Annotated in this window: 27 protein-coding genes; 14 read left to right on the top strand and 13 right to left on the bottom strand. The window is 70.7% G+C overall.

From position 1 onward, the window contains the following. The first annotated feature begins 271 nt into the window (after positions 1 to 271). Positions 272 to 1,501: an HNH endonuclease signature motif containing protein gene (locus tag BLR90_RS03310; RefSeq protein WP_170254194.1), complete on the top strand. Its 1,230-nt coding sequence runs from the start codon at positions 272 to 274 to the stop codon at positions 1,499 to 1,501. A 19-nt stretch (positions 1,502 to 1,520) separates the two neighbouring features. Here the strand turns inward: BLR90_RS03310 and BLR90_RS03315 are convergent, their stop codons facing one another. Then, a complete protein-coding gene (locus tag BLR90_RS03315) occupies positions 1,521 to 1,958 on the bottom strand; it encodes a VOC family protein (protein ID WP_091022505.1) in 438 nt (145 codons plus the stop codon). Positions 1,959 to 2,264: 306 nt separating this feature from the next. Here BLR90_RS03315 and hsaA point away from each other — a divergent pair, with 306 nt between their 5' ends. From hsaA to BLR90_RS03340, 5 genes are read left to right on the top strand one after another with little or no spacing between them, the layout of a single operon-like run. After that, on the top strand, positions 2,265 to 3,431 hold the full coding sequence (gene hsaA, locus BLR90_RS03320; RefSeq protein ID WP_091022507.1) for a 3-hydroxy-9,10-secoandrosta-1,3,5(10)-triene-9,17-dione monooxygenase oxygenase subunit: 1,167 nt from the start codon (positions 2,265 to 2,267) through the stop codon (positions 3,429 to 3,431). A gap of 5 nt (positions 3,432 to 3,436) precedes the next feature. Then, positions 3,437 to 4,381, top strand: a complete 945-nt coding sequence (gene hsaD, locus BLR90_RS03325; RefSeq protein WP_091022509.1) for a 4,5:9,10-diseco-3-hydroxy-5,9,17-trioxoandrosta-1(10),2-diene-4-oate hydrolase — start codon at positions 3,437 to 3,439, stop codon at positions 4,379 to 4,381. Further along, positions 4,378 to 5,280: an iron-dependent extradiol dioxygenase HsaC gene (gene hsaC, locus BLR90_RS03330; RefSeq protein WP_091022510.1), complete on the top strand. Its 903-nt coding sequence runs from the start codon at positions 4,378 to 4,380 to the stop codon at positions 5,278 to 5,280. Before hsaD ends, hsaC begins: the two co-directional genes overlap by 4 nt. A gap of 13 nt (positions 5,281 to 5,293) precedes the next feature. Next, positions 5,294 to 5,929, top strand: coding sequence for a flavin reductase family protein (locus BLR90_RS03335; RefSeq protein WP_245715129.1), 636 nt, complete (start codon positions 5,294 to 5,296; stop codon positions 5,927 to 5,929). Then, positions 5,926 to 6,165, top strand: a complete 240-nt coding sequence (locus BLR90_RS03340; RefSeq protein WP_091022512.1) for a hypothetical protein — start codon at positions 5,926 to 5,928, stop codon at positions 6,163 to 6,165. The genes BLR90_RS03335 and BLR90_RS03340 overlap by 4 nt, the downstream gene beginning before the upstream one ends. A gap of 26 nt (positions 6,166 to 6,191) precedes the next feature. Here BLR90_RS03340 and BLR90_RS03345 read toward each other — a convergent pair whose 3' ends face one another. From BLR90_RS03345 to BLR90_RS03360, 4 genes are read right to left on the bottom strand one after another with little or no spacing between them, the layout of a single operon-like run. After that, positions 6,192 to 7,181 carry an acyl-CoA dehydrogenase family protein gene (locus BLR90_RS03345; protein WP_091022514.1) on the bottom strand — a complete coding sequence of 330 codons (990 nt, stop codon included), beginning with the start codon at positions 7,179 to 7,181 and terminating at the stop codon, positions 6,192 to 6,194. Continuing rightward, complete coding sequence (locus BLR90_RS03350) at positions 7,181 to 8,053, bottom strand: acyl-CoA dehydrogenase family protein (RefSeq protein WP_091022516.1); 873 nt, start codon at positions 8,051 to 8,053, stop codon at positions 7,181 to 7,183. The genes BLR90_RS03345 and BLR90_RS03350 overlap by 1 nt, the downstream gene beginning before the upstream one ends. Then, complete coding sequence (locus tag BLR90_RS03355) at positions 8,050 to 9,210, bottom strand: acyl-CoA dehydrogenase family protein (RefSeq protein ID WP_091022518.1); 1,161 nt, start codon at positions 9,208 to 9,210, stop codon at positions 8,050 to 8,052. The genes BLR90_RS03350 and BLR90_RS03355 overlap by 4 nt, the downstream gene beginning before the upstream one ends. Continuing rightward, positions 9,210 to 10,733: a FadD3 family acyl-CoA ligase gene (locus tag BLR90_RS03360; RefSeq protein ID WP_091022520.1), complete on the bottom strand. Its 1,524-nt coding sequence runs from the start codon at positions 10,731 to 10,733 to the stop codon at positions 9,210 to 9,212. Before BLR90_RS03360 ends, BLR90_RS03355 begins: the two co-directional genes overlap by 1 nt. Before the next feature lie 47 nt (positions 10,734 to 10,780). On the opposite strand from BLR90_RS03360, the gene BLR90_RS03365 reads away from it, so the two are divergent. From BLR90_RS03365 to BLR90_RS03380, 4 genes are read left to right on the top strand one after another with little or no spacing between them, the layout of a single operon-like run. Beyond that, positions 10,781 to 12,004, top strand: coding sequence for an acyl-CoA dehydrogenase family protein (locus BLR90_RS03365; RefSeq protein ID WP_091022522.1), 1,224 nt, complete (start codon positions 10,781 to 10,783; stop codon positions 12,002 to 12,004). After that, entirely contained in the window at positions 12,001 to 12,804 is an 804-nt protein-coding gene (locus BLR90_RS03370; RefSeq protein ID WP_091022524.1) for an SDR family oxidoreductase, read from the top strand. The genes BLR90_RS03365 and BLR90_RS03370 overlap by 4 nt, the downstream gene beginning before the upstream one ends. Then, entirely contained in the window at positions 12,804 to 13,403 is a 600-nt protein-coding gene (locus BLR90_RS03375) for a TetR/AcrR family transcriptional regulator (RefSeq protein WP_091023225.1), read from the top strand. Before BLR90_RS03370 ends, BLR90_RS03375 begins: the two co-directional genes overlap by 1 nt. Further along, positions 13,396 to 14,559 carry an acetyl-CoA C-acetyltransferase gene (locus tag BLR90_RS03380; protein WP_091022526.1) on the top strand — a complete coding sequence of 388 codons (1,164 nt, stop codon included), beginning with the start codon at positions 13,396 to 13,398 and terminating at the stop codon, positions 14,557 to 14,559. Before BLR90_RS03375 ends, BLR90_RS03380 begins: the two co-directional genes overlap by 8 nt. Before the next feature lie 9 nt (positions 14,560 to 14,568). On the opposite strand, the gene BLR90_RS03385 is transcribed toward BLR90_RS03380, so the two are convergent. Together BLR90_RS03385 and BLR90_RS03390 are read right to left on the bottom strand one after the other, a co-directional pair. Further along, positions 14,569 to 15,825 (bottom strand): CehA/McbA family metallohydrolase, encoded by a 1,257-nt coding sequence (locus BLR90_RS03385; protein ID WP_245715130.1) that lies wholly within the window; start codon positions 15,823 to 15,825, stop codon positions 14,569 to 14,571. A gap of 137 nt (positions 15,826 to 15,962) precedes the next feature. After that, complete coding sequence (locus tag BLR90_RS03390) at positions 15,963 to 16,313, bottom strand: hypothetical protein (protein ID WP_091022529.1); 351 nt, start codon at positions 16,311 to 16,313, stop codon at positions 15,963 to 15,965. 43 nt (positions 16,314 to 16,356) lie between these two features. Here BLR90_RS03390 and BLR90_RS03395 point away from each other — a divergent pair, with 43 nt between their 5' ends. After that, on the top strand, positions 16,357 to 17,013 hold the full coding sequence (locus BLR90_RS03395; RefSeq protein WP_091022531.1) for a sulfotransferase family protein: 657 nt from the start codon (positions 16,357 to 16,359) through the stop codon (positions 17,011 to 17,013). On the opposite strand, the gene BLR90_RS03400 is transcribed toward BLR90_RS03395, so the two are convergent. From BLR90_RS03400 to BLR90_RS03415, 4 genes are read right to left on the bottom strand one after another with little or no spacing between them, the layout of a single operon-like run. Further along, entirely contained in the window at positions 17,010 to 18,077 is a 1,068-nt protein-coding gene (locus tag BLR90_RS03400) for an NAD(P)H-dependent flavin oxidoreductase (RefSeq protein ID WP_174812348.1), read from the bottom strand. The two genes, BLR90_RS03395 and BLR90_RS03400, sit on opposite strands and share 4 nt — an antisense overlap. Further along, the gene (locus BLR90_RS03405; RefSeq protein WP_091022533.1) at positions 18,074 to 18,844 is read right to left on the bottom strand and encodes a CoA-transferase subunit beta; all 771 of its coding nucleotides are present in this window, start codon (positions 18,842 to 18,844) and stop codon (positions 18,074 to 18,076) included. The genes BLR90_RS03400 and BLR90_RS03405 overlap by 4 nt, the downstream gene beginning before the upstream one ends. Next, positions 18,841 to 19,749, bottom strand: a complete 909-nt coding sequence (locus tag BLR90_RS03410) for a CoA transferase subunit A (RefSeq protein WP_218029295.1) — start codon at positions 19,747 to 19,749, stop codon at positions 18,841 to 18,843. Before BLR90_RS03410 ends, BLR90_RS03405 begins: the two co-directional genes overlap by 4 nt. Next, the gene (locus BLR90_RS03415) at positions 19,746 to 20,504 is read right to left on the bottom strand and encodes an enoyl-CoA hydratase family protein (RefSeq protein ID WP_091022535.1); all 759 of its coding nucleotides are present in this window, start codon (positions 20,502 to 20,504) and stop codon (positions 19,746 to 19,748) included. Before BLR90_RS03415 ends, BLR90_RS03410 begins: the two co-directional genes overlap by 4 nt. Positions 20,505 to 20,550: 46 nt before the next feature. On the opposite strand from BLR90_RS03415, the gene BLR90_RS03420 reads away from it, so the two are divergent. Both BLR90_RS03420 and BLR90_RS03425 read left to right on the top strand, forming a co-directional pair. Further along, entirely contained in the window at positions 20,551 to 21,327 is a 777-nt protein-coding gene (locus BLR90_RS03420) for an SDR family oxidoreductase (RefSeq protein ID WP_091022537.1), read from the top strand. Continuing rightward, positions 21,324 to 22,205 carry an SDR family oxidoreductase gene (locus tag BLR90_RS03425; protein ID WP_091022539.1) on the top strand — a complete coding sequence of 294 codons (882 nt, stop codon included), beginning with the start codon at positions 21,324 to 21,326 and terminating at the stop codon, positions 22,203 to 22,205. Before BLR90_RS03420 ends, BLR90_RS03425 begins: the two co-directional genes overlap by 4 nt. Before the next feature lie 53 nt (positions 22,206 to 22,258). Here the strand turns inward: BLR90_RS03425 and BLR90_RS03430 are convergent, their stop codons facing one another. Further along, the gene (locus tag BLR90_RS03430) at positions 22,259 to 23,419 is read right to left on the bottom strand and encodes a steroid 3-ketoacyl-CoA thiolase (RefSeq protein WP_091022541.1); all 1,161 of its coding nucleotides are present in this window, start codon (positions 23,417 to 23,419) and stop codon (positions 22,259 to 22,261) included. Positions 23,420 to 23,562: 143 nt separating this feature from the next. Between BLR90_RS03430 and BLR90_RS03435 the strand changes: the two genes are divergently transcribed. Further along, the gene (locus BLR90_RS03435) at positions 23,563 to 24,810 is read left to right on the top strand and encodes a cytochrome P450 (protein WP_091022543.1); all 1,248 of its coding nucleotides are present in this window, start codon (positions 23,563 to 23,565) and stop codon (positions 24,808 to 24,810) included. Positions 24,811 to 24,889: 79 nt separating this feature from the next. Here the strand turns inward: BLR90_RS03435 and map are convergent, their stop codons facing one another. Continuing rightward, entirely contained in the window at positions 24,890 to 25,657 is a 768-nt protein-coding gene (gene map / locus BLR90_RS03440) for a type I methionyl aminopeptidase (protein WP_091022545.1), read from the bottom strand. Positions 25,658 to 25,681 lie beyond the last annotated feature (24 nt).

Genomic DNA, 25,681 nt, shown 5'->3' on the forward strand with positions numbered 1-25,681 from the left:
CAGCGCCCTGTGCTGCACGAGCAGAACGGGCAGCGCTTTGGCGGCGCAAATGGGCACCCGGACAGGCGTGTAGATCTCTCCGCGCGCTCGTACATTTGGCTGCCAAATCTGGTGAAGACCCCTTGACATGACTTCGAATGCGTGTTCGAATCGGGAGAGATGCAGTAGTCCTCCGCTTCGGTGGAGCTCGTCGTGCGACGCGCTGGCATCGACGTTCTTTGAGTCCCGGCTGGGGGAGTCCCCGGGCGACCGTCGAGCATCAGGTGCGTCCATGTCCCAGTCCCTCCAGCGTCATCCGGTGCTTGCCGCGATGTCCGTGGTGGATGGTGCGCTGGCCGAGGTGGCCGAGGTCGACCCGATCTATATGTCGACCGACGAGAAGGCCGCGGCCCTGCTGGGGCTCAGCTCGCTGCTCGACCGGGTCGAGGAGCTGCGGATGCGCGTGCTGGCGGCTGCCGATGACGTCGCTGCCCGGGAAGGTGCGCGAGACGCCGCCGCCTGGCTGGCGCACCGGGGACGGCGCGACCGCGGTGAGTGCCGGCGCGGTCTGCGGCTGGCGCGAGCCTTGCGGGAGCACGAGACCACGGCGCGGGCTCTGCGAGACGGTGCGGTCAACGTGGCTCAGGCCGAGGTCGTGGTGCGGGCCGTCGAGGCGCTCCCGGACGAGGTCGACCAGAAGGTCCGATCCCTGGCCGAGGAGCGGCTGGTCGCGGAGGCCGGGGAGTTCGGCCCGCGGGCGCTGCGGGTCATGGGGCGCCGGATCGTGGACGTCGTCGCCCCCGAGTTCGGCGAGGGCCTGGAGGCCCGGCAGCTCGAGAGGGAGGAGGCGCGGGCGGCCCGGTGCACCTGCCTGACGACCCGTCGCAACGGCGACGGCACGACCGACATCCGGATCCGCGTCGCCGACCGGGTCGCTGACCGGCTGCTCACCTACCTCAACGCCTTCTGCGCGCCGCGCCGGGAGCCGAAGATCGCCCCGGACGACCGGCGGAGCTACGACCAGCGGCTGGGGGAGGCCTTCGCAGCGTTCCTGGAGGCTGCGGACCCGGCGCGGATGCCCCTGCACGGTGGCGACGCGACCACGGTGCTGGTCCACATCGACCTTGAGACGCTGCTCGGCGGTCTCGAAGTGGCGCTCGTCGGTGACGAACCGATCTCTGCGAGCGAGGCCCGCCGGCTCGCGTGCACCGCCGGCATCGTCCCCGCGGTCCTCGGCGGCGAGAGCCAGGTGCTCGACCTGGGGCGGGCGCGCCGACTGTTCTCACCCGCTCAGCGCAAGGCGCTCGCGGTGCGCCAGCCGACGTGTCGCGCCGAGAGTTGCGACATCCCCGCCGCATGGTGCGAGGCCCACCATGCCGGCGATCCCTGGTCCCGCGGCGGGCGCACCGACCTGGACGACGGGGCGCTCCTGTGCTCCTTCCACCACCATCGCGCCCACGACCACCACTACCGCGGCGACCGGCTCGCCGACGGGCGAGTCCGGTTCCACCGGCGAACGTAGGACGGGACGGCGCAGCGGGTCAGCTCTTCTTCAGCTCCTGGGCGAGCATGACGATGATCCCGCTGGGGCCGCGGACGTAGGTGAGCTTGTAGATGTCCTCATAGGCCGCCACGCCGCGCAGCGGGTGGCAGCCGTGCCTCGCGGCGATCTCGAGGGCCACGTCGATGTCGTCGACCGAGAAGGCCACGCGGTGCATGCCGATCTCGTGGGGCTGGGTGGGCTCGGTCTCGATCGCGTCGGGGTGAAGGTACTCGAAGAGCTCGAGGCGTCCGTTGCCGTCGGGCGTCTGCAGCATGGCGATCTTGGCATGGTTGCCGTCGAGGCCGACAGCGGTGTCGGTCCACTCGCCACTGACCGTGTCCCGGCCGAGAACCGTCAGTCCGAGGTCGGTGAAGAAGGCGATGGTCTCTTCGAGGTCGCGGACGGCGATCCCGACGTTCTCGAGCTTGATGGGCATGCGGTGCACGCTATCGAGTTGGCGCGACTCGGTGTCTGAGTCTCTTGCCCGCAGGGCTGCGACATCCCCGCCGCGTGGTGTGAGTCCACGCCGGCGATCTCTGGTCCCACGGTGGCGCACCGCTGATCGACGGTCGAGCCGGCCGGCGGCCAGGCGACCCCAACCTCGACGACGGCTACGACTGGCCCGCCCACCTGGACCGGGTCGAGGCGGCGGCGCGCACGTTTCGCTGACCACGCGCGGCGTCTGGTCCAAAACAAGAACGTGTTCTAGTATTGCGCTGTCCCACCACGACAGGAGATCTCGATGACCCAGGCTGTTCTCGACGGAGTCCGTGACCTGCTCCCCACCTTCCGGGAGCGTGCCGACGAGGCCGAGCGTCTCCGCGTGGTGCCTGAGGCCTCCATCAAGGAGCTCCAGGACACCGGGTTCTTCCGGCTCCTCCAGCCCAAGCGGTTCGACGGCTTCGAGGCCGACCCGGTCACCTTCTACACCGCGGTCCGCGACATCGCGAGCGCCTGCGGCTCGACCGGCTGGGTCTCCAGCGTGGTCGGCGTGCACCCGTGGCAGGTCGCGCTCTTCGCTGACGAGGCCCAGCAGGCGGTGTGGGGCGAGGACACCAACACCCGCCTGAGCTCGTCCTACGCCCCGACCGGCAAGGCCACCGTCACCGACGGTGGCTACACCCTGTCCGGCAAGTGGAGCTTCTCCTCGGGCTGCGACCACTGCTCGTGGGTGCTGCTCGGCGGCCTCGTGTTCAACGAGGAGGGCAACGTCATCGACTTCAAGACGTTCATGGTGCCCCGCGAGAAGTACACGATCGTCGACGTCTGGCACATGGTCGGCCTCAGCGGCACCGGCTCCAACGACATCGTCGTGGAGGACCAGTTCATCCCCGAGGCGTTCACGCTGAGCATGGGCGAGACCGGCCAGTGCAAGGGTCCCGGCCAGGAGCAGAACACCTCCGACCTCTACAAGCTGCCGTTCCACTCGATCTTCACCGGCACGATCACCACGCCGATCATCGGTATGGCGATGGGCGCCTACAAGGAGCACGTCGAGATGCAGCAGGCCCGCAGCCGGGCGGCGTACCTCGGGGAGAAGGCCTCCAAGGACCCGTTCGCCATGGTCCGGATCGCGCGGGCATCGTCGGAGATCGACGCCGCCTGGGCGCTGCTCACCAACAACATCCGCGAGGAGATGGCCCACGTCGAGCGCGGTGAGAAGATCCCGCTCGGCCTGCGCCTGAAGGTCCGCCGCGACCAGGTCATCGGCAGCGAGCGCGCCCTCGAGGCGATCGACACCCTGTTCGAGGCCTCCGGTGGCCGGGCGCTCGCGCAGGGCACCTACCTCCAGCGCGCCTGGCGCGACGCCCACGCGGGTCGCGTCCACGCGGCCAACGACCCCGAGCGGGCGCTGCAGATGTACGGCGCCCACGAGTTCGGCCACAAGGTCGACCCCGGGATGTACTGAGCCACATGAGCGACTTCTCCCAGGACGCGACCCGGCGGTCCGCCAAGGCCGGCGAGATCACCCTCAACTACTACGAGGCCGGGGTCGCGACCGACGTCGGCGGCGGACTGCCGCTGGTAATGCTGCACGGCGGCGGTCCCGGCGCCAGCGCCTGGTCCAACTTCGGCCGCGCGCTGCCGGGCTTCGCCACGTCGTTCCGCACCCTGCTGGTCGACCAGCCGGGCTTCGGCGGTTCCGAAAAGCCCCCGGTGGTCGGCAACTTCTACCGCCACGCGGCCGACCACGTCGTCAAGCTCCTCGACGAGCTCGGCATCGACCGGGTGCACCTGCTCGGCAACAGCCTCGGCGGCGGTACGGCGATGCGGCTCGCTCTCGAGTATCCCGACCGCGTCGGCCGGCTGGTCCTGATGGGCCCCGGCGGACTCTCGCTCAACCTCTTCCACGCCGACCCCACCGAGGGCGTGCAGCGCCTGATGGACTTCGGCGCCAACCCCTCGCGTGAGTCGCTGCGGGCGTTCATCTCCACGATGGTCGTCGACCAGTCGCTGGTGACCGACGAGCTGGTCGAGGAGCGGTTCGCCGACGCGACGGCGCCGGGCGCGCAGGAGGCGATGCGCTCGATGGGCGTGTCGTTCTGGAACCCCGAGACCGCCGAGGACGGCATGCTCTGGCGCGAGGCCCACCGCCTGCGCAAGCACACGCTGCTCACCTGGGGACGCGAGGACCGGGTCAACCCGCTCGACGGCGCCATGGTCGCGCTCAAGCTGATCCCCAAGGCGTCGCTGCATGTCTTCCCCAACTGCGGGCACTGGGCACAGATCGAGGCGGCCGACGAGTTCCGCGAGGTCGCCACCGCGTTCTACGCCCGCCACTCGCGCCCGACCGAGTCGAGCGAGGGACGAGCGAGCGACCGAGGGCGCGCACCAGAGGGAGAGAGGAGCCGCTCATGACGATCGACCTCAAGTCGATGGGCTACGTCCGCGTCGCGAGCACCGACCTCGGCCAGTGGACGACGTTCGCCGGCAAGGTCCTCGGCCTCGCGGCCGGCCGCGGCCCCAACCCCGACCACCAGTACTGGCGCATCGACCAGGTCTCCGCCCGGCTCGTGGTCTTCCCCTCCGACGTCGACCAGCTGGCCGCGACCGGCTGGGAGGTCGCCGACCACCGCGCCCTCCAGGACGCCCGCGAGCACCTCCAGAAGGCCGGTGTGGCGTTCGAGGAGGGCTCGCGCGAGGAGCTCGACGAGCGCCGCGTGCAGGAGCTGGTCCGCTTCTCCGACCCGTGGGACAACGTCTTCGAGCTCTTCCACGGCATCACCTACGAGTCGCGGCCCGTCGTCACGCCGTACGCCGCGAAGTTCGTCACCGGCGACCAGGGGATGGGCCACATCGTGCTGCCGGTCCTCGACGACGTCGAGGCGCTGCGGTTCTACACCGAGGTGCTCGGCTTCCGGCTGCGCGACTCGATGAGCATGCCCGGGGAGTTCGTCGGCAAGGAGCCCGGCTCCAAGGTCTGGCTGCGTTTCCTCGGGGTCAACCCGCGGCACCACTCGCTGGCGTTCCTGCCGATGCCCAACCCGGCCAAGTGCGTCCACATCATGCTCGAGGTCGACGAGCTCGACCACGTCGGCCGCGCGCTCGAGCGCGTGCGCAAGCACAAGGCGCCGCTGTCGGCGACGCTCGGCCGGCACATGAACGACGAGATGGTCTCCTTCTACGTCAAGTCGCCCGGCGGCTTCGACATCGAGTTCGGCACCGACGGCCTCCAGGTCGACGACGGTCGTTGGGTCGCCCGCGAGTCGACGGCCGTGTCCTACTGGGGGCACGACTTCGGTGGCGGGGGCCAGTGAAACAGTGGGGTCCATGACCTCGAGTCCCGAGATCCCCGAGGGGATGAGCCCCGACGCCCGGGAGACCTGGCCGAGCCCGGAGCTGATCAGCTCCTGGCTGGGTGACCACGACTTCGACTTCGAGTGGCGCCCGGGCGAGAGCTCGACGGTCCACGTCGAGGACCCCGAGGCGCTCGCGGCCGCCCGGCAGTTCCGCGACGTGCTCGGCAGCTTCGCCTCGGGCGTGACGGTCGTGACCACCGTGAGCAACGGCGAGCCGGTCGGGATGACCTGCCAGTCGTTCTCCAGCGTCTCGCTCGACCCGCCCCTCGTGCTGTTCATCCCCGCCAAGACCTCGCGGGCCTGGCCGCTGATGCAGCGCTCCGGCCGCTTCTGCGTCAACTTCCTGGCCGCCGACCAGGCCGAGCTCTCCAACACGATGGCCAGCCGGGGCACCGACAAGTTCGCCGATGTCTCCTGGCAGCCGACCGAGTCCACCGGCTCGCCGTTGCTCGAGGGTGCGCTGGGCTACGTCGACTGCAGCATCCACGCCGTCCACGAGGCCGGCGACCACTATGTCGTGATCGGCCGGGTCCTCGAGCTCGCGCTCGGCGAGGCCGAGAAGCCGCTGCTCTTCTTCCAGGGCAAGTACCGGACCACGGACCAATGAGCACCGTGGCCCCGCCCGACCCCGTCGGCGAGATGTTCGCGAGCCGCTCGGTGCCGGTGCACCTCGCCCGGGGCGTCGCCGGACTGGTGCTGCTCGTCGCGGCGTTCGCGCTCGCCCATCTCTCAGCCCTGTGGCTGCTGCTCATCCCGGTCACCGTCGTGCTGTGGCGGGGCTGCGTCTCGTGCTGGACGCTGGGCCTGATGGCCACCCGCGCCCGGACCTGCCCGATCCGCTGAGCCTGGATCGAGCTGAGACCGGCTCGTCAGAGCTCGATCAGAGCCCGGTGCTCGTGGGCCTGGCCGAACAGCTGCCCGAGGGCGTGGGCACGCTTGAACACCAGGTGGGCGTCGTGCTCCCAGGTGATGGCGATGCCGCCGTGGAGCTGCACGGTCTCGCCCGCGATCCGGTCGAGCGCGTCGGAGCAGTAGGACTTGGCCACGTGGGTCAGTCGCTCGGCGTTGTCGGCGCCGCTCGACACGGCGTACGACGCCGCCCAGGAAGCGGAGCGCGACATCTCGAGCAGCACCAGCATGTCGGCCATCCGGTGCTTGAGCGCCTGGAAGGAGCCGATCGCGCGCCCGAACTGCACGCGCTCCTTGCTGTAGGCCACGGTCATCTCGAGCGCGCGGGCGGCGAGCCCGGCCTGGAGTGCGGCACAGCCGGCCGCCCCGACCAGGCGGGCGCGCTCGGACGCGGCATCGCCGTCGCCGGCGGGGGTGGTCGTCGCTCCGGACAGGTCGACGTGCGCCAGCCGGATCGTCTGGTCCATCGACTCGGCCCAGGTGCGCGTGACCGACTCGGGGTCGACCTCGACCAGGCCGTCGTCGGTCACGGCCAGCAGCACCGTCGCACGGTCGCCCTCGAGCACCGGCCTGTCGTCGAGCATGATCGCGGCGACCTCACCCATCGCGATGCGGGGGAGCAGCCGCGACTTGGCGTCCTCGCTGCCGCCGGCCAGCAGCGCCTCGGCGGTCACCAGCGACGACAGCAGGGGAGACGGGGCCAGGGAGCGGCCCATCTCCTCGAGCACGATCAGGGCCTCGAACAGGGAGAACCCCGCGCCGTCGTACTCCTCGGGGATGCCCAGCGCGGCCGCGCCGATCTGCTCGCACAGGGTCTGCCACAGCGCCTCGTCGAAGCCCGCCTCCGACTCCATCGCGGTGCGGACCGCGCCCGGGTCGGCGCGCTTGGCCAGGAGGGAGCGGACCATCGAGGCCAGCTCCTGCTGCTCCTGGGAGAACGCGAAGTCCATCAGGCACCGACCAGCGTGGCCAGGAGCTCGGCGCGGTGGTGGGCGGGCGTGCCCCAGGCGGTGACGAGGGCGCGGACCTTGGTGAGCCAGATGCTCAGGTCGAACTCCTCGGTGTAGCCGATGGCGCCGTGGACCTGGAGCCCGGTGCGGGACGCGAGGTACGCCGCGTCGGCACACGCGACCTTGGCCGCCGAGGCCGGGACCGCGCCGAGCGCCGCACCCTGGACCAGTGGCCGGGCGAAGTCGAGCGCGATCCGGACGTCGGCGAGCGCGTGCTTGATCGCCTGGTAGCTGCCGATCTCGCGGCCGAACTGCTTGCGCTGCTTCACGTAGGTCACCGAGTCGGTGAGGATCCGCTCGCCGCAGCCGAGCAGCTGGGCGGACGTCGCGAGCACCGCGAGGTCGAACGCCGCGGGGTCGGACTCGCCGTCGCCGGTCACCTCGAAGAGGCGGCGGGTGCGGTCCACGGATCCGACCCGCTTGCCGACGGAGGCCGCGGGGGAGGTGCCGACGTAGACCTGGTCGGCGATGTCGGCGTCGAGCGCGTAGGGCACGTGCGGGGGGAGCGCCAGGGTGGCGATGCCCTCGACCTCGTGGCCGAGTGCCACCGGCAGGTAGGCCGCGGACTCGACCCACGGCCCCGGGACGGCGTACTTGCCGAGGGCCTCGAAGGCGAGGGTGACCTCGACCGGGGTGGCCTCGGTCGCAAGCATCGTGACGCCCTGCTCAGCCAGGCGCTTCCAGAGCGTGAGCCCCGGAGCGGGATCGCCGGCGGCCCAGGCGCGGGCCACCGCGGCCGTGTCGGAGGCCGCGAGCAGCGACTCGAGCGACGCCGCGAAGTCGCGCTGGTCGTCGGACAGGACGAACTTCACTTCCGGACCTCCCTGGGCAGACCGAGGATCCGCTCCGCCACGATGTTGCGTTGGATCTCGTTGGTGCCGGCGTAGATCGGGCCGGAGAGCGAGAACGTGTAGCCGTCGAGCCACGTCGACTCCACCTCGGCCTCGGGTCCGAGCAGGTCGAGGGCGGTCTCGTGCAGGGCGATGTCGAGCTCGGACCAGAACACCTTGTTGACGGAGCCGGCCGCGCCGATGTCGCCGCCGTCGGCGAGCCGGGTGACCGTGCCCCACGTGTAAAGCCGGTAGGACTGCGCCTTGAGCCAGGCGTCCACGACGGCATTCCCGCTGACCCGTCCCAAACTGTGCGACGGGTCACCGGCGACCTGGCGGTAGAGGTCGACCAGCCGGTCGGCGGCGGCACAGAAGCGGCCGGGGGAGCGCAGCGAGAGCCCGCGCTCGTTGCCTGCCGTACTCATCGCGACCCGCCACCCGTCGCCGGGGGCGCCGAGCACGTCGGCGTCGGGGACGAAGACGTCCTCGAAGAAGATCTCGGCGAAGCCGGCCTCGCCGTCGAGCTGGGCGATCGGACGCACCGTGATGCCGTCGGCCTCCAGCGGGAAGAGGAAGTACGTCAGGCCGTGGTGGCGCTGGGCCTCGGGGTCGGAGCGGAACAGGCCGAAGCCCCAGTGCGCGAACGACGCTCGCGAGGACCAGGTCTTCTGGCCGTTGAGCACCCACCCACCCCGCTCGTCGTCACGCCGCGCGGTCGAGCGCAGCGACGCGAGGTCGGAGCCGGCCTCGGGCTCGGACCAGGCCTGCGCCCAGATCTTCTCGCCGGTCGCCATCGAGGGCAGGAACCGTTCCTGCTGCTCCTGGGTGCCGTGGTCGAAGACGATCGGCGCGAGCAGGAAGATGCCGTTCTGGGAGACCCGGCCGGGGGCGCCGGCGCGGTAGTACTCCTCCTCGAAGATCACCCACTCGACCAGCGACGCCTCGCGGCCGTGGTAGGCCTTCGGCCAGGACACGACCGCCCAGCCCGCGTCGGCCAGCCTGGCCTCCCACTCCTGGTGGGCGACGAAACCTTCGGCGGTGTCCATCGACGGCAGCGGCTCGGACGGCACGTTGGCCGCCAGCCACTCGCGGGCCTCGGCCTGGAAGGCCAGCTCGGACGCGGACAGGTCGAGATCCATCAGGAGCTCCTCAGCTGGGTCTTCAGCACCTTGCCGGACAGGTTGCGCGGCAGTCCGTCGACGAACTCGACGTGCCGCGGCACCTTGAAGTTGGCCAGCCGCTCCTTGCAGAACGCGACGACCGCCTCCGCGGTGAGCCCAGTGGTGGGCCCTGGGTCGGTCCGGACGACGTAGGCCTTGCCGACCTCGCCCATCCGCTCGTCGGGTACGCCGACCACGGCGACGTCGGCGACCCCGTCGAGGCGGGCGAGTGCCTGCTCGACCTCGGCGGGGTAGACGTTGAAGCCGCCGGAGATGTACATGTCCTTGAGCCGGTCGGTGATCCGCAGGTTGCCGGCCTCGTCGAGGGTGCCCACGTCGCCGGTGTGCAGCCAGCCGTCGGCGTCGATCGCCTCGGCGGTGGCGGCCGGGTCGTCGAGGTAGCCGAGCATCACGTAGTCGCCACGCAGCAGCAGCTCTCCTGCCTCGCCGTCGGGGGCATCGATGCGGGCCTCCATGCCGGGGATGGCGCGCCCGCACGTGGTCGCCACGGTCTCGGCGGAGTCGTCCTCGCGGCACATGGTGGCGACCACCGCCTCGGTCATGCCGAACGCCGTGACGACCTGGTCGATGCCGAGCCCCTCCGGTGCAGGGGCGCGCATCCGCTCGATCAGGACGACCGGGACGACGGCGGCGCCGGTCACCGCGAGCCGCAGCGAGGACAGGTCGCGGTCGGTGCGGCCCGGAGCGTTGAGCAGCGACTGGTAGATCGTCGGCGCGCCGGGCAGCAGCGAGATCTGCGCCGTCTCGATCAGCGCCATCGTCTCGTCGAGGTCGAACGTCGCGACCGGGTAGAGCGTGGCGCCGGTGAGCAGCCCGACCACGATCCCGATCTTGTAGCCGAAGGAGTGGAAGAACGGGTTGACCACGAGGTAGCGGTCTTCCGAGCGGACGCCGCCGAGCTCCGCCCAGGCCATGGCGACGCCGATGGTCTGCCGGTGCGCGGACATGGCGCCCTTGGAGCGACCGGTGGTGCCGGAGGTGAAGAGGATGTCGGCCACGTCGTCGGGGGACACTGCGTCGGCGACCCCGTCGATGACGCCCAGGTCGCCGGCCGGCACGGCGACGGCGTCGAGGTCGGTGATCTCGATGATGTCCGCGACCCTGGCCAGGTCGCTCGCGGCTCGCAGGTCGGCGACCTGCGTGCGGCCGAGGAACCCGTCGGCCACGAGCACCAGCGTCGCGCCGGTGCGGTCGACGACGTCAGCCACCTCGTGGCCCGTGTAGCGCGAGTTGACCGGCACGAGCGTCCCGCCGGCGTACGACACGGCGAGTGCGGCGACCACCCAGTTGATGCTGTTGGGCGCCCACACGACGACGCGGCCGCCGGGCTCGAGGCCGCGGGCGCGGTAGCCGGCGGCGGTGGCCCGCACGAGGTCGTGGAGCTGGGTGAACGGGAGGACCCGGTCTCCCTCGACGTAGGCCGGTGCCCCGCCGAAGCGATCCGCCGCGTCCCGGAGCAGCCTCGGGATCGTGTCGGTCACGCGTCCTCCTTCACCCAACCAAGCAATTGCTTGGTAGGCTACCACTTGTGGACCTGAGCTACTCCGAGGAGGACCAGGCGTTCCGGGCAGAGATCCGGGCCTGGCTCGAGGAGAACCTGACCGGCGAGTGGGCCGAGCTGCGCGGCATGGGCGGCGCCGGCCGCGACCACGAGATGTTCGAGGAGCGGCTCGCCTGGAACCGGCACCTGGCCGCCCACGGCTGGACCTGCGTGGGCTGGCCCACCGAGCACGGCGGGCGCGGGCTGAGCCTGTGGCAGCAAGTGATCTTCCACGAGGAGTACGTCCGGGCCAACGCCCCGGCCCGGGTCAACCACCTCGGCGAGGAGCTGCTCGGCCCGACCCTGATCGCGTTCGGCAGCGCGGAGCAGCAGAAGCGGTTCCTGCCCGGCATCGTCGCGGTCGAGGAGCTGTGGGCGCAGGGCTACTCCGAGCCCGGCGCGGGCTCCGACCTGGCCAACGTGCAGACCAAGGCCCGGCTCGAGGAGACCCCCGATGGGTCTGGGGCCGGACAGCAGTGGGTGATCGACGGCCAGAAGGTGTGGACCTCAAACGCCCACCAGTCGCAGTGGGTCTTCGTGGTCGCGCGCACCGAGCCCGGCTCCAAGCGCCACCACGGCCTGTCGTTCCTGCTGGTGCCGCTCGACCAGGAGGGCGTGGAGATCCGGCCGATCGAGCAGCTCACCGGTGGGTCGGAGTTCAACGAGGTCTTCTTCACCGGCGCGAGGACCGACGCCGACCTGGTCGTCGGCGAGCCCGGCAAAGGCTGGGGCGTGGCGATGGGGCTGCTCGGTTTCGAGCGGGGTGTCTCCACGCTCGCGCAGACCGTCGACTTCTCCCGCGAGCTCGCCGCCGTCGTGTCGCTCGCCAAGGAGACCGGCGCCTTCGAGGACCCGGTCCTGCGGGACCGGCTGGCGGCGCTCGCGGTCGAGCTCGAGGTCACCCGGTCCTTCGCCCTGCACGGCCTGTCCGACGTCGAGAGCGGCGCCGACTCGGCCGCCGGCGGGGGAGCGGGCTCGATCTTCAAGCTCGTCTGGGCCAACTGGCACCGACGCCTGGGCGAGGTGGCCATGCAGGTCCGCGGCCCGGCCGGCCTGCTGGCCCGCGCGTCAGGCACGCCGTACGACCTCGACGAGTGGCAGCGACTCTTCCTCTTCTCCCGCGCCGACACGATCTACGGCGGCAGCGACGAGGTCCAGAAGAACATCCTCGCCGAGCGTGTGCTCGGCCTTCCCAAGGAGGCCCGCGGATGACCGCGACTCGCCCGGAGCAGCCCGTCCCCGACTACGTGCCAGGTCACAACCTGCTCGCGGGCAAGGTCGTCGTCGTGACCGCCGCCGCGGGGGCAGGCATCGGTGCGGCCGTCGTACGCCGGGTGCTCGAGGAGGGTGCCAAGGCGGTCGTGTTCAGCGATACGCACGCGCGACGGCTGGCCGAGGCGGAGACCGCGCTGGCCGAGGAGTTCGGCGCCGAGCGCGTGCGACAGCTGGTCTGCGACGTCACCGACGAGACCCAGGTCGCGGCGCTTCTCGACGTCGCCGACGAGCTCGGTGGGGTCGACATCATGATCAACAACGCCGGCCTCGGCGGCACCGCCAGCGTGCTGGAGATGACCGACGAGCAGTGGCTCAAGGTCCTCGACATCACGCTGACCGGCACGTTCCGGTGCGTGCGCGCCGCCGGGCAGCGCTTCGTGGCGTCGGGCAAGAAGGGCGTGATCATCAACAACGCCTCGGTGATCGGCTGGCGCGCGCAGGAGGGACAGGCCCACTACGCCGCCGCCAAGGCGGGCGTCATGGCCCTGACCCGCTGCGCCGCGCTCGACCTGGCGCCGCACGGCATCCGCGTCAACGCCGTCTCGCCAAGCCTGGCGATGCACCCGTTCCTGGCCAAGGTCACCTCCGACGAGCTGCTGCACGAGCTCAAGCAGCGCGAGGCGTTCGGGCGGGCCGCGGAGCCGTGGGAGGTCGCCAACGTGATGGTGATGCTCGCCAGCGACTACGCGTCGTACATGACCGGCGAAGTGGTCGCCGTCAGCAGTCAGCAGGCGTGATGGCTGCCACCCAGGACGAGCCCACGAACAGCCGGCGCGCGGAGCTGCTGCGGATCGCGGCCGGGCTCTTCGCGGAGAAGGGGTTCAAGAACACGACGGTGCGCGACATCGCCGACGCGAGCGGGATCCAGTCGGGCAGCCTCTACCACCACTTCGACTCCAAGGAGTCGATGGTCGACGAGATCCTGTCGAGCTTCCAGGAGGAGCTCTTCGGCTCCTACGACGAGATCCTCACCAGCACGGACGACGCGCGCGCCAAGCTCGAGCGCGCGGTGCGGGTGTCGTTCGAGGCGATCGACCGGCACCGTCACGAGGTCGCGATCTTCCAGAACGAGGCCGACTACCTGGGCGGCTTCGACCGGTTCGCCTACCTCGCCGAGCGCAACGCCCAGTCCCGCGCGGTCTGGATCACGCTGCTCGACGACGGCGTCCGCTCCGGCGTGCTCCGCTCCGACCTCGACATCGAGCTCACCTACCGCTTCATCCGCGACACGGTGTGGGTGGCCGTCCGGTGGTACCGCCCCGGCGGGTCACTGACCCACTCGCACGTCGCCGACCAGTACCTCACCATCCTCCTAGACGGGATCGCCCATGCCTGAGGCCTTCATCATCGACGCCGTCCGTACGCCGGTCGGCAAGCGCGGCGGGGCTCTCGCGGCCATGCACTCCGCCGACCTCGCCGCCCACACGCTGAGCGCCCTGATGCGGCGTACCGGCGTCGACCCGGGCGCCGTCGACGACGTGATCCTCGGGTGCTGCGACACGATCGGCTCGCAGGCCGGGGACATCGCGCGGTCGGCGTGGCTGGTGGCGGGTCTGCCCGACCACGTGCCCGGCGTGACCATCGACCGCCAGTGCGGCTCATCGCAGCAGGCGGTGCACTTCGCGGCGCAGGGCGTCATGTCCGGCACCCAGGACCTCGTCGTGGCCGGCGGCGTCCAGAACATGAGTGCCATCCCGATCTCGGCCGCGATGCTCGTCGGCCAGCAGTACGGCTTCACCACGCCGTTCGCGGAGTCGCCGGGCTGGGCGGCGCGCTACGGCGACGCCGACGTCTCGCAGTTCAACTCCGCCGAGATGATCGCCGAGAAGTGGGACATCTCCCGCGAGGAGATGGAGGAGTTCGCGCTGGCCTCCCACACCAGGGCGCGCACCGCGATCGCCGAGGGGCGCTTCGAGCGCGAGATCGAGCCGGTAGCCCTCCCTGACGGGCAGAGCTTCGACACCGACCAGTGCCCCCGTGAGACGTCGCTGGAGAAGATGGCCGGCCTGGAGCCGCTGGCCCCCGGCGGCCGGATCACCGCCGCGGTCGCCTCGCAGATCTGCGATGCCTCGACCGCGATGCTGATCGCCTCCGAGGCCGCGGTCGCCGAGCACAACCTCACCCCGCGGGCCCGCGTCCACCACCTCTCGGTGCGTGGCGACGACCCGATCTGGATGCTGACCGGCCCGATCAGAGCCACCGCCCACGCGCTGAAGAGGACCGGCCTGGCGATCGAGGACATCGACCTGTTCGAGTGCAACGAGGCGTTCGCGTCCGTCGTACTCGCCTGGATGAAGGAGACCGGCGCCCCGCACGACAAGGTCAACGTCAACGGCGGCGGCATCGCCCTCGGTCACCCGATCGGCGCCACCGGCACCCGCCTGATGACCACCCTGCTCAACGAGCTCGAGCGCACCGGCGGCCGCTACGGCCTGCAGACCATGTGTGAGGGCGGCGGCCAGGCCAACGTCACGATCATCGAGCGGCTCTAGCCGAGCCTCTCAGCGAGCAGGCTCCAGCCACCAGGGGCTCGTGTAGGCGATACCGAGCTTGTTGCCGGGATGGCCGGCCGGACCGGGCGTCTCGTTGGCCTCGGTCGGGTCGGCGATCCGCACCAGCATCCAGTCGCCGTCGGCGACGTTGACGGGGACGCGCAGCTCGGCGACCGGACCGACGCGGAAGGGTACGACGTCCATGACGGTGGGCACGTCGGTGCCGGGCCGCAGCACCTGGGCGTGGAGCTTGCGGCCGACCCAGGAGGCGTCGCGGGCGAGGTCGAGACGGATCTTGACGACCCCGCGGCGCAGCGGCAGCACGCCGCCCATCCGGACCGCGCGCCCGCCCGCCGGGGTCGCGGTGGCGTCGACGCGCAGCCCCGAGGTGCGAGTGGCGAAGAAGCGCCGCGCCCGCATGGCGCGCTTGACGCCCTGGCGGCTGTGCTCGTCGACCCACAGCCCCGTGCGGCCCTTGCCCTCGGGATGCCCCCAGTCGACGCCGTGCTCGTCGGTGACGCCGGTGATGCCGGTACGCCAGCCGGAGTTGAGGCAGGTGACCAGCGGCGAGGGCTTCCCGTCGGCGTACCCCTCGAAGAGGAAGTCGTCGCGGCGGTTGAACATCTCGATGGAGACGACGCGGTCGCGCACCCGCTTGTCGTAGTGGAACTCCTCGAAGCGCCCGGGCTCGCGGCCCGGGTGGTTGAAGCCGGCGAGGCCCCCGGCGCCGCCATCGAGGACCAGGCCGGGCTCGCGGCGCAGCCAGTCCAGGAGCGGCTGCATCACGCCGGCCTGGAGCACGTCGACGTAGTGCTCGGTGAACCAGACGTTGACGTGGCCCAGCAGCGGCTCGGACCACTCGAAGCCGCGCAGCGCGGTGAAGCGGCCGGGGTCGTCGGCCTTGTCCGCGAGCCGGCGGGTGCGCGACCAGTCGGCCTGGGTGAGCCCGGCGAGCTGCTTGTACTCGGGGGGGAGCAGCCCGGCCAGCACCTCGCCGAGCACGTTGTCGGAGAGGGTTGCGTGGTCGGTGAGCGCGGCGACGTCCAGCCCGGCGCTGCGCATGGAGGCGAACGCGAGCGCGGGGTCGCCGTCACCGTCGGACAGCAGGGTGTGGTTGTGCAGGTCGGCGTGGACCAGGTGGGTGCCGCGCGAGATCCGCGACCTGCGGCTCGCCCCGGCCGCGGGCTCGGTCCCGGTGTCGGCGATCGCCGCGCTGTGGGGGAGCAGGCTCCCCGCCATCAGCAGCCCCGGGCCGGCGGTGGTCACGGCCCGACGGCTCACGACCTCAGGAGCCGGTTGATGAGGCGCAGGCGGGTGCTCGTGGTGGTCGCACATGCCCCATTCAACGACGCCGGTGCGCGTCGGCTAGGGACCCGTGGGTGAACTCGAGGTGGCCACTCGGCTCAGCGCAGGAAGAGCAGGACCGACACCACGCCGGGGATCACGCCGAGGAGCAGCCAGGGCGACGCGATCGGCTTGCGGTGGATCGCCAGCCCGGAGGCGACCGCGATGACGCCGAAGGCACCCGCCAGCACGCTCAGGCCCACGCCTGCCGTGACCGCGTCGTCGTCGACGTACTGGGCCGCGATGCCCAGCCCGGCCGACAGGTGCAGGATCGTGGTCACGATCAGGACCGAGAGCACCCACTTCTGCACCCGCTCGAGGCGCTCGACGTCCTCGCGGCGCGTGGCGGGCCGCGGGTTGTCGGGGTCCATCAGGTGCCGCTGGCGGCGTACGGGCTGGTCCTGCGTCATACCTCGAAACTACTCCTGCGCGTGCGGCCGTTAGGTTGGGGTCATGATCGCGCTGCCGAGCCACGGGTTCGTGGTGCTGTCGATGCCCAAGTGCGCGTCGACGTCCATCGTCAACGCACTCAGCGGCAAGGCGGAGGTGGTGCTGCGCGGGCACCCCCGTCTCAAGCACATGAACTGCCGTCAGTTCCACACCCGGATGGTGCCGATCCTGCGCAACGCGGGCTATCGGCGCCAGGACTACGAGGTCGTGTCGCTTTTCCGCGAGCCCGTCGAGTGGCTGGAGTCGTGGTGGCGCTACCGGTCGCGCCCGGCCGTGGTCACGGAGAACCCCGACAAGTACACCGGCGAGATGACCTTCGAGCACTTCGCCGAGCGCTACGTCGCGGGCGACCAGGAGATCACCGGGAAGGTCGGGCGCCCGGCGCGCTTCGTGGCGCTGAGCAACGACCTGGACATCGGCGTCGACCGGATCTTCGCGCTCGACTGGCCCGACACCTGGCAGGCGTGGTTCACCGACAAGATGGACGGCACCGTCAAGATCGGCACCGCCAACGTCTCCACCGAGCGCCGCGAGCCCGAGCTCACCGACGGCACCCGGGCCGCGCTGGTCGACTTCTTCGCGCCGGAGTACGACATCTGGTCACGGTTGCAGGAGACCGGCGAGTGGGCTCCGGACCAGGGCTACGTGCCGGGCGGCTAGACGAGGTAGGACGACCCGCGGCGCAGCTCCTCGACGGCCCGCAGCACGATCCGGTCGATCAGCTCCTCGCAGGTGGGCAGGTCGTCGATGACGCCGACCACCTGGCCCGAGGCGAGTACGCCGGCAGCGGTGTCGCCCTCGACCAGGCCGGCCTTGAGCATCACCGGGGTGTTCGCGGCCAGCGTCATCTGGGCCAGCGTGCGGCCCTGGGTCTTCTTCATCGCGCGTCCGTCCTTGGCCAGCTCGACCCACGACATCCCGCTCGACTTCTTGAACTCCAGCGTGCGCTTGAGCGTGGGGCCGAGGCGCTTGACCGCGCTGGTCTCCTCGAGCTCGGCGACGAGGTCGGTGCGCAGCATCCGGTGGGGCATGCCGTCGACCTTCGCGGTGACCACGGTCCCGTTGAGGTCGTGGCTGAGGTAGAGGTCCTTGACCGCCTGGGGCACGGCGCTGTCCTGGGTGAGCAGGAAGCGGGTGCCCATGCCGACCCCGGCGGCGCCGTAGGACAGCGCGGCGGCGAGGCCGCGGCCGTCGAAGAAACCACCGGCCGCGACGACCGGGATGTCGACGGCGTCGAGCACAGTGGGGAGCAGCAGCGTCGTGGGCACCGAACCGGTGTGGCCACCGCCCTCGCCGCCCTGGATCATCACCGCGTCGGCGCCCCAGGCTGCGACCTTCTCGGCGTGCCGTGCGGCACCGACCGAGGGCATCACGACCAGGCCGTGGTCCTTGAGCTTGGCGATCAGCTCCTGCTTGGGCGCGAGCGCGAACGACGCGACCTTGACGCCGTGCTTGATCAGCAGGTCGCAACGGTCGCCCGCGTCGCCGGCGTCAGCGCGCAGGTTGACGCCGAACGGCTGGTCGGTGCGGCTCTTGACCTCGAGGATCGCCCGCTCCAGCTCGTCGTACGACATGGTGGCGCTGGCCAGGATGCCCAGGCCTCCCGCGTTCGCCGTACCGCTGACCAGGCGTGGCCCGGAGACCCAGCCCATGCCCGTCTGGACGACCGGGTGCCGGACGCCGGTCAGCTCGGTGAACGGCGTCCTGAGCAGCTGCTCGATCATGCGACCGGCACCTCACGGTGGCGCAGCGACCTGGGGTCGAGCACCTCACGGATCAAGATCAGCTCCTCGGGCGTGGGGAGCCGGGTCTCGGGTACGTCGTCGCCGGCTCCGCTGACCAGGGAGAGCTCGAACCCGGTGGCCTCGCGTACCTCGTCGACGGTGACGCCGGGGTGCACGCTCAGGAGGCGCACGGTGTCGTCGTCGCCCTTGACGTCGAACACCGCGAGGTTGCTGACGATCCGGTGGATGTCGTTGAACCGGGCAGCGGCGGGGCCGGCGGCCCTGGCGAGCGCGGGACCGACGCCGGAGACGATGTCGACCCGCTCGACGAAGACGCGGGGGGAGTGCTTGGGGACCCAGTAGGACGTGCGGTTGTTGACCGTGTTGCCCGGGGCGCCGCGCGAACCGAGGAGCTGCCGCTTGGGCTGCGCGAAGTCGCCGATCGCCGAGATGTTCTGGTTGCCGTGCCGGTCGACCTGGGTGGCGCCCATCATCACGTGGCGCTTGCCGTAGGCGACGACGTCGAAGACCTTGCGGAACGGGATCCAGCCCTCGACCACGTCGGCCTTGGCGAACAACGGGGGAGTGCCGGCGAGGAAGAGCGACTCGCCGTCGGAGATCACCAGGTCCGGGTTGGACGTGAGCCGCGCCAGGCGGACGCCCAGCATCGGCAGCATGCCCATCGGGCTGGCGAAGATCTCGCCGTCGTCCTTGAACGCGTCGGCGATCGCGGCGGCGCAGACGTCTGCGCGGGTGATGTCGCTCATGCCTGCTCCTCGGTGAAGGCCTGGATGGCGGCCTGGTAGGCGGCCTCGTCGCCGGAGAGGAAGCGTTCCTCGAACGCCGCCCAGTCGTCGTCGGACCCGCCGGCCGCGGCGGCGTACGCCTTCTGGAACTTCTCGTCGCGCTCGTAGTCGGGCGTGCAGGTCGTGAAGTGCGCTCCGTTGGGGGTCTCGACGACCCCGGCGACCATCATCCGGCTGAGCAGCAGCCGCTGGACGGGGGTGTCGACGGTGAGACCGGCGGTGTCGACGACCTGCTCGACGCTGACGTAGGCGCGGTCGGCGGCCATGCAGAAGAGGTCGTCGAAGTAGGGGTCGGGACCGAGGTACGTCGCGTTGCCGTGCTTGTCGGCACGGTTGAGGTGGACCAGGGCCACGTCGAGGTGCAGGGCGGGTACGGCGACCAGCTCCTCCGCAGTGCCGTCGGGGGCGTCGTACGGGCTGGTGACGGTCTTGATCTGCGGGTTGTTGACCAGCACGTCGGAGCCGAGTCCGGCGCGCATCGGCAGGAACGGCAGCCGCTGGGCGGCAGCGCGGAGGCCGGTCTGGAACATGCCCTCGTCGAGCTCGACCACCTCGGGGATGCTCTGCCCGGATCCTGGGGCCGACTGGCGGGCGCGCTGGAAGTTGGGCTCGAGGGGGACCGAGTCGAGCGACACGAACGCGTAGACCAGCTTGCGGACCTTGCCGGCGCGCAGCAGCAGGCCGACGTCGGCGCCGCCCCAGCTCACGATGGTGAGGTCCTTGAGGTCGGAACGCAGGATCGCGCGGACCAGGGCCATCGGCTTGCGCCGAGGTCCCCAGCCGCCGATCCCGATCGTCATACCGTCTTTCAGCTCGGCGACGACCTCGTCGATGGTCATCCGCTTGTCGCGGGGTGCCTTGGTCACTTCTTGCCTGCCTTGTCCGTGCCGGCGAAACCGTCACGCAGCTCGTCGGCCACTCCGGCGAGGTTGAGCTCCATCGTGAAGCCCTGCTCGAAGCGGTAGCTCTTGTTGACGTCGATCGGGTCGATCCCGTTGAGGGCCTCCTTGGCCGCCCGGATGACCCGGGTGTCCTTGGCGGCGATCTCGGCGGCGACCTTGAGCGCGGCGTCGTCCAGCTGGTCGCGCGGCACGACCTCGAGGACCGAGCCGTGCTGCACGAGCTCGGCTGCGGTGATGGTCCGCGCGGTGAAGTAGAGGGTGCGCATCAGGTGCTGCGGCACCAGGCGGGCCATGTGGGTCGCGGCGCCGAGGGCGCCCTGGTTGACCTCGGGCACGCCGAAGTAGGCGTCGTCGCTGGCGATGACGCAGTCGGCGTTGCCGACCAGGCCGACGCCGCCCCCGAGGCAGAAGCCGTTGACCGCGGCGATCACCGGTACGGCGCACTCGTAGACGGCCTTGAACGCCGCGAAGCAGCCCTTGTTGGCGCCGATCAGCGCGTCGAAGCCGGAGGTGTGCTGCATCTCCTTGATGTCGACGCCGGCGTTGAAGCCACGTCCCTCGGCGCGCAGGACGACCACGTGGGTCGCCATGTCCGAGCTGGCCTCGTCGAACGCGGCGGCCACGTCGAACCAGCCCTGCACGGTGAGGGCGTTGACGGGCGGATGGCTCATCGTGACGACGCGGATGCCGTCGTCACGGAGCTCGGAGGTGATGGCCATGGGTGCCTCTCTGACAAACCTAACGCTTGCTTGGTAGCCTACCAGCATGACGCTGTCGCTGGACCTCTCCGGGCGGGTCGCCCTCGTCACGGGGGGCACCCGCGGCATCGGCCTCGGGATCACCCGGGCCCTGCTCGACGCAGGCGCCACGGTGGTCACCTGCTCGCGCTCGGACGTGACGCCGGTCGCCGGTACGACGCACCACGTGTGCGACGTGCGCGATCCCGACGCCGTGCAGGCGCTGGTGGCTGGCGTGGTCGCCGCTCACGGCAGCCTGGACGTGCTCGTCAACAACGCCGGGGGCGCGCCCGCTGCCGACGCCGCTACGGCGTCGCCGCGCTTCCACGACAAGATCGTCGGGCTCAACCTGCTGGCGCCGCTGCTGTGCGCCCAGGCCGCCAACGCGGTCATGCAGGAGCAGGAGACCGGCGGCGTGATCGTCAACATCTCCTCGATCTCGGCCAGCCGTCCGGCACCGACCATCGCGGCCTACGGGGCCGCGAAGGCCGGACTCGACTCGCTCACCACGTCGCTCGCGATGGAGTGGGCGCCCAGGGTCAGGGTGAACTCGATCGACGTCGGGCTGTGCCGCACTGAGCAGACCGACGACCACTACGGCGACGACGCGTCGGTCGCGGCCATCGAGCGCACCATCCCGATCGGCCGGATGGCCCGGCCGGAGGAGGTCGGCAACGTCGCGGCGTTCCTGGCCAGTGGCCTGGCGTCGTACGTGTCCGGCGCGATCGTCGCGTGTCACGGCGGGGGAGAGACACCCGCCTTCCTGTTGGTCCAGAAGTCGCCAGAAGAGAGTGGATTGGAATGAGCAAGCTTCTTCAAGGTCGCGTCGCGATCGTCACCGGCGCGGGCCGGGGCATCGGCCGGGCGCACGCCCTCGAGCTGGCGCGTCACGGTGCCGCCGTGGTCGTCAACGACTTCGGGGTCTCGCTCGCAGGCGAGGGCACCGGGGAGTCGCCGGCCGAGGCCGTCGTCGCCGAGATCGAGGCCGCGGGCGGCCGGGCCGTGGTCAACGGCGCCGACGTCGCGGACTTCGCCGACGCCGAGGCGATGGTGCGCCAGGCGATCGATGCCTTCGGCGGGCTCGACATCCTGGTCAACAACGCCGGCTTCGTGCGCGACCGGATGCTGGTCAACACGTCCGAGGAGGAGTGGGACGCCGTCATCCGGGTCCACCTCAAGGGTCACTTCGCCCCGCTCCGGCACGCCGGCGCCTACTGGCGTGCCGAGTCGAAGGAGGGCCGCCAGCGCGCCGCCCGGGTCATCAACACCTCCTCCGGCGCCGGGCTCCAGGGCTCGGTCGGCCAGGCGACGTACTCCGCCGCGAAGGCGGGCATCGCCGGCCTCACCCTGGTCGCCGCCCAGGAGATGGGGCGGTACGGCGTGACCGTCAACGCGATCGCGCCCGTCGCCCGCACCCGGATGACCGAGGGCGCCTTCGACACCTCCGCCATGGCTCTGCCCGAGGACAACTCCCCGATCGTCGCCTGGCTCGCCTCGGTCGACGCCGCCGACGTCACCGGCCGGGTGATCGAGATCGACGGCGGCAAGGTCACCGTCGAGAACGGGTGGTCCCACGGCCCCGCCCACGACCTCGGCAGACGCTGGGACGCCGTCGACGTCGGCCCCGCCCTGCGCGACCTGCTCGCTGCCGCTCCTGCCCCGGAGCCTGTGTACGGCGCCTGAGCGGCGCGGCAGTTTCGCCGGTCGACCGGCGAAACTGCTCAGACTCCAGCCGCTCAGATCCGCTCGATGACCGTTCCGGTGGCCATCGCGCCGCCGGCGCACATGGAGATGAGGGCCGTGGTGGCGTCGCGGCGCTCGAGCTCGTGCAGGGCGGTGGTGATCAGTCGCGTGCCGGTGGAGCCGACGGGGTGGCCGATGGCGATCGCGCCGCCGTTGACGTTGACCTTGTCCATGTCGACGCCGTGCTGCCCGGCCCACGACAGGACGACGGAGGCGAACGCCTCGTTGACCTCGAACAGGTCGAAGTCGGAGATCGCCATGCCCGTGCGGTCGAGGATCCGCTGGGTCGCGTCGATCGGGCCGTCGAGGTGGTAGTAGGGGTCGGAGCCGACCAGGCAGTGGTTGAGGATCCGGGCCCGCGGCGTGAGCCCCAACGAGCGGGCCTTGTCCTCGTCCATGATGAGTACGGCGGAGGCGCCGTCGGAGATCTGCGACGACGTACCGGCGGTGTGCAGACCGTCCGGCAGGACCGAGCGAAGCCCGGCCAGGCCTTCGAGCGTGGTCTCGCGCAACCCTTGGTCGGTGTCGACCACGCGGGTCTCGCCGGGCTGGCCCTCGCCGTCGAGGACCGGCGCGGTGATCGGCGCGATCTCGCGCTTGAAGCGCCCCTCGTCGGTGGCGATGCGGGCCTTCTGCTGCGAGGCGAGGCCGAAGGCGTCGAGGTCGGCGCGGGTGATGCCGCGGTTGTGGGCGATCCGGTCCGCGGCCTCGAACTGGTTGGGCATGTCGATCGTCCAGTCGGCCGGTCGTGGGTCACCCGTGCCGGCGGGCACGTTGGCGCCCAGCGGGATCCGTGACATCGCCTCGACGCCGGCGGCGATCCCGACCTCGATCGTTCCGGCGGCGATCATGTCGTGGATCATGTGCGCCGCCTGCTGCCCCGATCCGCACTGGGCGTCGACCATCGTGCCGCCGGTGTGCTGGGGGAGTCCCGCGTGCAGCCACGCGCGCCGGACCATGCCGTTGGACTGCTCGCCCGCCTGGGTGACGCAGCCCGCCACGACCTGCTCGACCAGCTCGGGGTCCACGCCGGACCTCGTCAGCACCTCGCTCATCGTCTGGCCGATCAGGACGGCGGGGTGGAGCCCGGCCAGCCAGCCGTTGCGCTTGCCGAGGGGGGTGCGGACGGCGTCGACGATCACAGGGGTACCCATGGGAGAAAACTAGAACACGTTCTCGTTCAAGGACAAGGGATGTGTCGAATGTGTGACGAAACGAGCACGAAACCCTTTCTTGTTATACCGAGAGTATGTAGTCTGCGACTAGAACGTGTTGCAGATCGAGAGGGAAAAGCACTGTGAGCGCAACGGCAACGACCGTCCTGCCCGAGGGATTCGACTTCACCGACCCGGACGTGAACCACAAGGCGGTGCCGCACGACGAGTTCCGGCTGGCCCGCCAGAGCGCACCCGTGGCGTGGATCGAGCAGGACGAGGTGAGCACCAGCGGCTTCGCCCCGGAGTCCGGGAGCGGCTACTTCGCGATCACCCGGCACGCGGACGTCTGCGCGATCTCCAAGGACAGCAAGAACTGGTCGACCGCCGAGAACGGCGCGATCATCCGCTTCCCGTCGGCGATGGAACGTGACCAGATCGAGCTCCAGCGGGTGATCCTGATCAACCAGGACCCGCCGGAGCACACGGCGACCCGGGCGATCATCTCCCGCGGCTTCACGCCGCGCTCGATCAACGAGCTCGAGGAGACGATGATCGCGCGCGGCGAGAGCATCGTGAAGGCAGCGGTCGCGCGCGGCACGGGCAACTTCGTCGAGGAGATCGCCGCCGAGCTGCCGCTCCAGGCGATCGCCGACCTGATCGGCGTACCGCAGGAGGACCGGCACAAGCTCTTCGACTGGTCCAACCAGATGCTCGCCGGTGAGGACCCCGACTACGCGGGCAACCAGGACGTCGCCGCGGCCGAGATCCTCGGCTACGCGATGATGCTGGCCGCCGACCGCCAGGCCAACCCGCGCGACGACCTCATCACCAAGCTGATCAACGCTCACAAGGGCGAGCGCGGGCTCAGCGACGACGAGTTCGGCTACTTCGTCATCCTGCTGGCTGTCGCCGGCAACGAGACCACCCGCAACGCCATCTCGCACGGCATGAACGCGTTCCTCGACAACCCCGACCAGTGGGAGATCTGGAAGCGCGACCGCCCCGCGACGATGGTCGACGAGGTCGTCCGGTGGGCGACGCCGGTGACCGTCTTCCAGCGCACCGCCCTGAAGGACATGGAGATCGACGGCGTGACGATCGAGAAGGGCAAGCGCGCCGCGCTCTTCTACGCCTCGGCGAACTTCGACGAGACCGTCTTCGAGGACCCGTTCAAGTTCGACATCACGCGGGACAACAACGTCCAGGTCGGCTTCGGCGGGCATGGCGCGCACTACTGTCTCGGCGCCAACCTCGCGCGCCAGGAGATCCGGGTGATCTTCGACGCGCTGGCCGACCACGCGCCCGACATCACCAAGCTGGCCGAGCCGTCCCGGCTGCGACACTCGTGGATCAACGGCCTCAAGGACCTCCAGGTCAAGTACGCCTGACCCACCTACACGTTGACCCGCCCGAAACTTTCGGGCGGGTCAACCACGTGCTTCTCGGTCAGTTTCGGGCAGGTCAGCGTCAGGAGCGGGCCGTGAGGACGAGCGGACCGTCGTCGGTGATGGCGATCGTGTGCTCCATGTGGGCGCCGCGGGAGCCGTCCTGGCTCTTGATCGTCCAGCCGTCCTTGTCGATGTAGATCTCGTCGGTCGTGTGCAGGAACCACGGCTCGATCGCGATCACCAGGCCGGGGCGCAGCTTGAGCCCGCGGCCGGCGCGGCCGTCGTTGGCGATGTGGGGGTCGCCGTGCATCGTGCGGCCGACGCCGTGGCCGCCGAACTGCAGGTTGACCCCGAGACCGGCGGCGCGAGCGACGTCGCCGATCGCCGCCGAGATGTCGCCGATCCGGTTGCCGACGGTCGCGGCCGCGATGCCGGCGGCCAGGGCGCGGTCGGTGGTCTCGATGAGGTCGAGGTCCTCCTGGCGCGGGGTGCCGACGACCTGGGAGAACGCCGAGTCGGACACCCAACCGTCGACGCTCGCGGCGAAGTCGACGGAGAGCAGGTCGCCGTCCTGGATCGTGTAGTCGTGGGGCAGCCCGTGCAGGACCGCGTCGTTGACCGAGGTGCACAGGACCTTGCCGAACGGCATCGCGCCGAACGACGGATGGTAGTCGATGTAGCAGGACTCGGCGCCCTGGGCGCGGATCATGTCGTGGGCGAGCGCGTCGAGCTCGAGCAGGTTGACCCCCACGTCGGCCTTGGCGGACAGCGCGGAGATCACCGAGGCGACGAAGCGCCCGGCGGGGCGCATCTGCTCGATCTGGGTGGGGGTGCGGAGCTCGATCACGGTGAGAGCCTACGGAGTCCTGCC

It is taken from the genome of Nocardioides szechwanensis, from assembly GCF_900103935.1.
GTDB lineage: Bacteria > Actinomycetota > Actinomycetes > Propionibacteriales > Nocardioidaceae > Nocardioides > Nocardioides szechwanensis.

Coding starts and splice junctions, on each gene's coding strand:
- hsaD (WP_091022509.1), top strand. CDS start 3,437: ATGAGCGACTTCTCCCAGGACGCGACCCGGCGGTCCGCCAAGGCCGGC.
- BLR90_RS03415 (WP_091022535.1), bottom strand. CDS start 20,504: ATGGCCATCACCTCCGAGCTCCGTGACGACGGCATCCGCGTCGTCACG.
- BLR90_RS03370 (WP_091022524.1), top strand. CDS start 12,001: ATGACCGCGACTCGCCCGGAGCAGCCCGTCCCCGACTACGTGCCAGGT.
- BLR90_RS03395 (WP_091022531.1), top strand. CDS start 16,357: ATGATCGCGCTGCCGAGCCACGGGTTCGTGGTGCTGTCGATGCCCAAG.
- hsaC (WP_091022510.1), top strand. CDS start 4,378: ATGACGATCGACCTCAAGTCGATGGGCTACGTCCGCGTCGCGAGCACC.
- BLR90_RS03355 (WP_091022518.1), bottom strand. CDS start 9,210: ATGGATCTCGACCTGTCCGCGTCCGAGCTGGCCTTCCAGGCCGAGGCC.
- BLR90_RS03405 (WP_091022533.1), bottom strand. CDS start 18,844: ATGAGCGACATCACCCGCGCAGACGTCTGCGCCGCCGCGATCGCCGAC.
- BLR90_RS03425 (WP_091022539.1), top strand. CDS start 21,324: ATGAGCAAGCTTCTTCAAGGTCGCGTCGCGATCGTCACCGGCGCGGGC.
- BLR90_RS03340 (WP_091022512.1), top strand. CDS start 5,926: ATGAGCACCGTGGCCCCGCCCGACCCCGTCGGCGAGATGTTCGCGAGC.
- BLR90_RS03420 (WP_091022537.1), top strand. CDS start 20,551: ATGACGCTGTCGCTGGACCTCTCCGGGCGGGTCGCCCTCGTCACGGGG.
- BLR90_RS03390 (WP_091022529.1), bottom strand. CDS start 16,313: ATGACGCAGGACCAGCCCGTACGCCGCCAGCGGCACCTGATGGACCCC.
- BLR90_RS03400 (WP_174812348.1), bottom strand. CDS start 18,077: ATGATCGAGCAGCTGCTCAGGACGCCGTTCACCGAGCTGACCGGCGTC.
- BLR90_RS03335 (WP_245715129.1), top strand. CDS start 5,294: ATGACCTCGAGTCCCGAGATCCCCGAGGGGATGAGCCCCGACGCCCGG.
- hsaA (WP_091022507.1), top strand. CDS start 2,265: ATGACCCAGGCTGTTCTCGACGGAGTCCGTGACCTGCTCCCCACCTTC.
- BLR90_RS03380 (WP_091022526.1), top strand. CDS start 13,396: ATGCCTGAGGCCTTCATCATCGACGCCGTCCGTACGCCGGTCGGCAAG.
- BLR90_RS03315 (WP_091022505.1), bottom strand. CDS start 1,958: ATGCCCATCAAGCTCGAGAACGTCGGGATCGCCGTCCGCGACCTCGAA.
- BLR90_RS03345 (WP_091022514.1), bottom strand. CDS start 7,181: ATGGACTTCGCGTTCTCCCAGGAGCAGCAGGAGCTGGCCTCGATGGTC.
- BLR90_RS03375 (WP_091023225.1), top strand. CDS start 12,804: ATGGCTGCCACCCAGGACGAGCCCACGAACAGCCGGCGCGCGGAGCTG.
- BLR90_RS03310 (WP_170254194.1), top strand. CDS start 272: ATGTCCCAGTCCCTCCAGCGTCATCCGGTGCTTGCCGCGATGTCCGTG.
- BLR90_RS03430 (WP_091022541.1), bottom strand. CDS start 23,419: ATGGGTACCCCTGTGATCGTCGACGCCGTCCGCACCCCCCTCGGCAAG.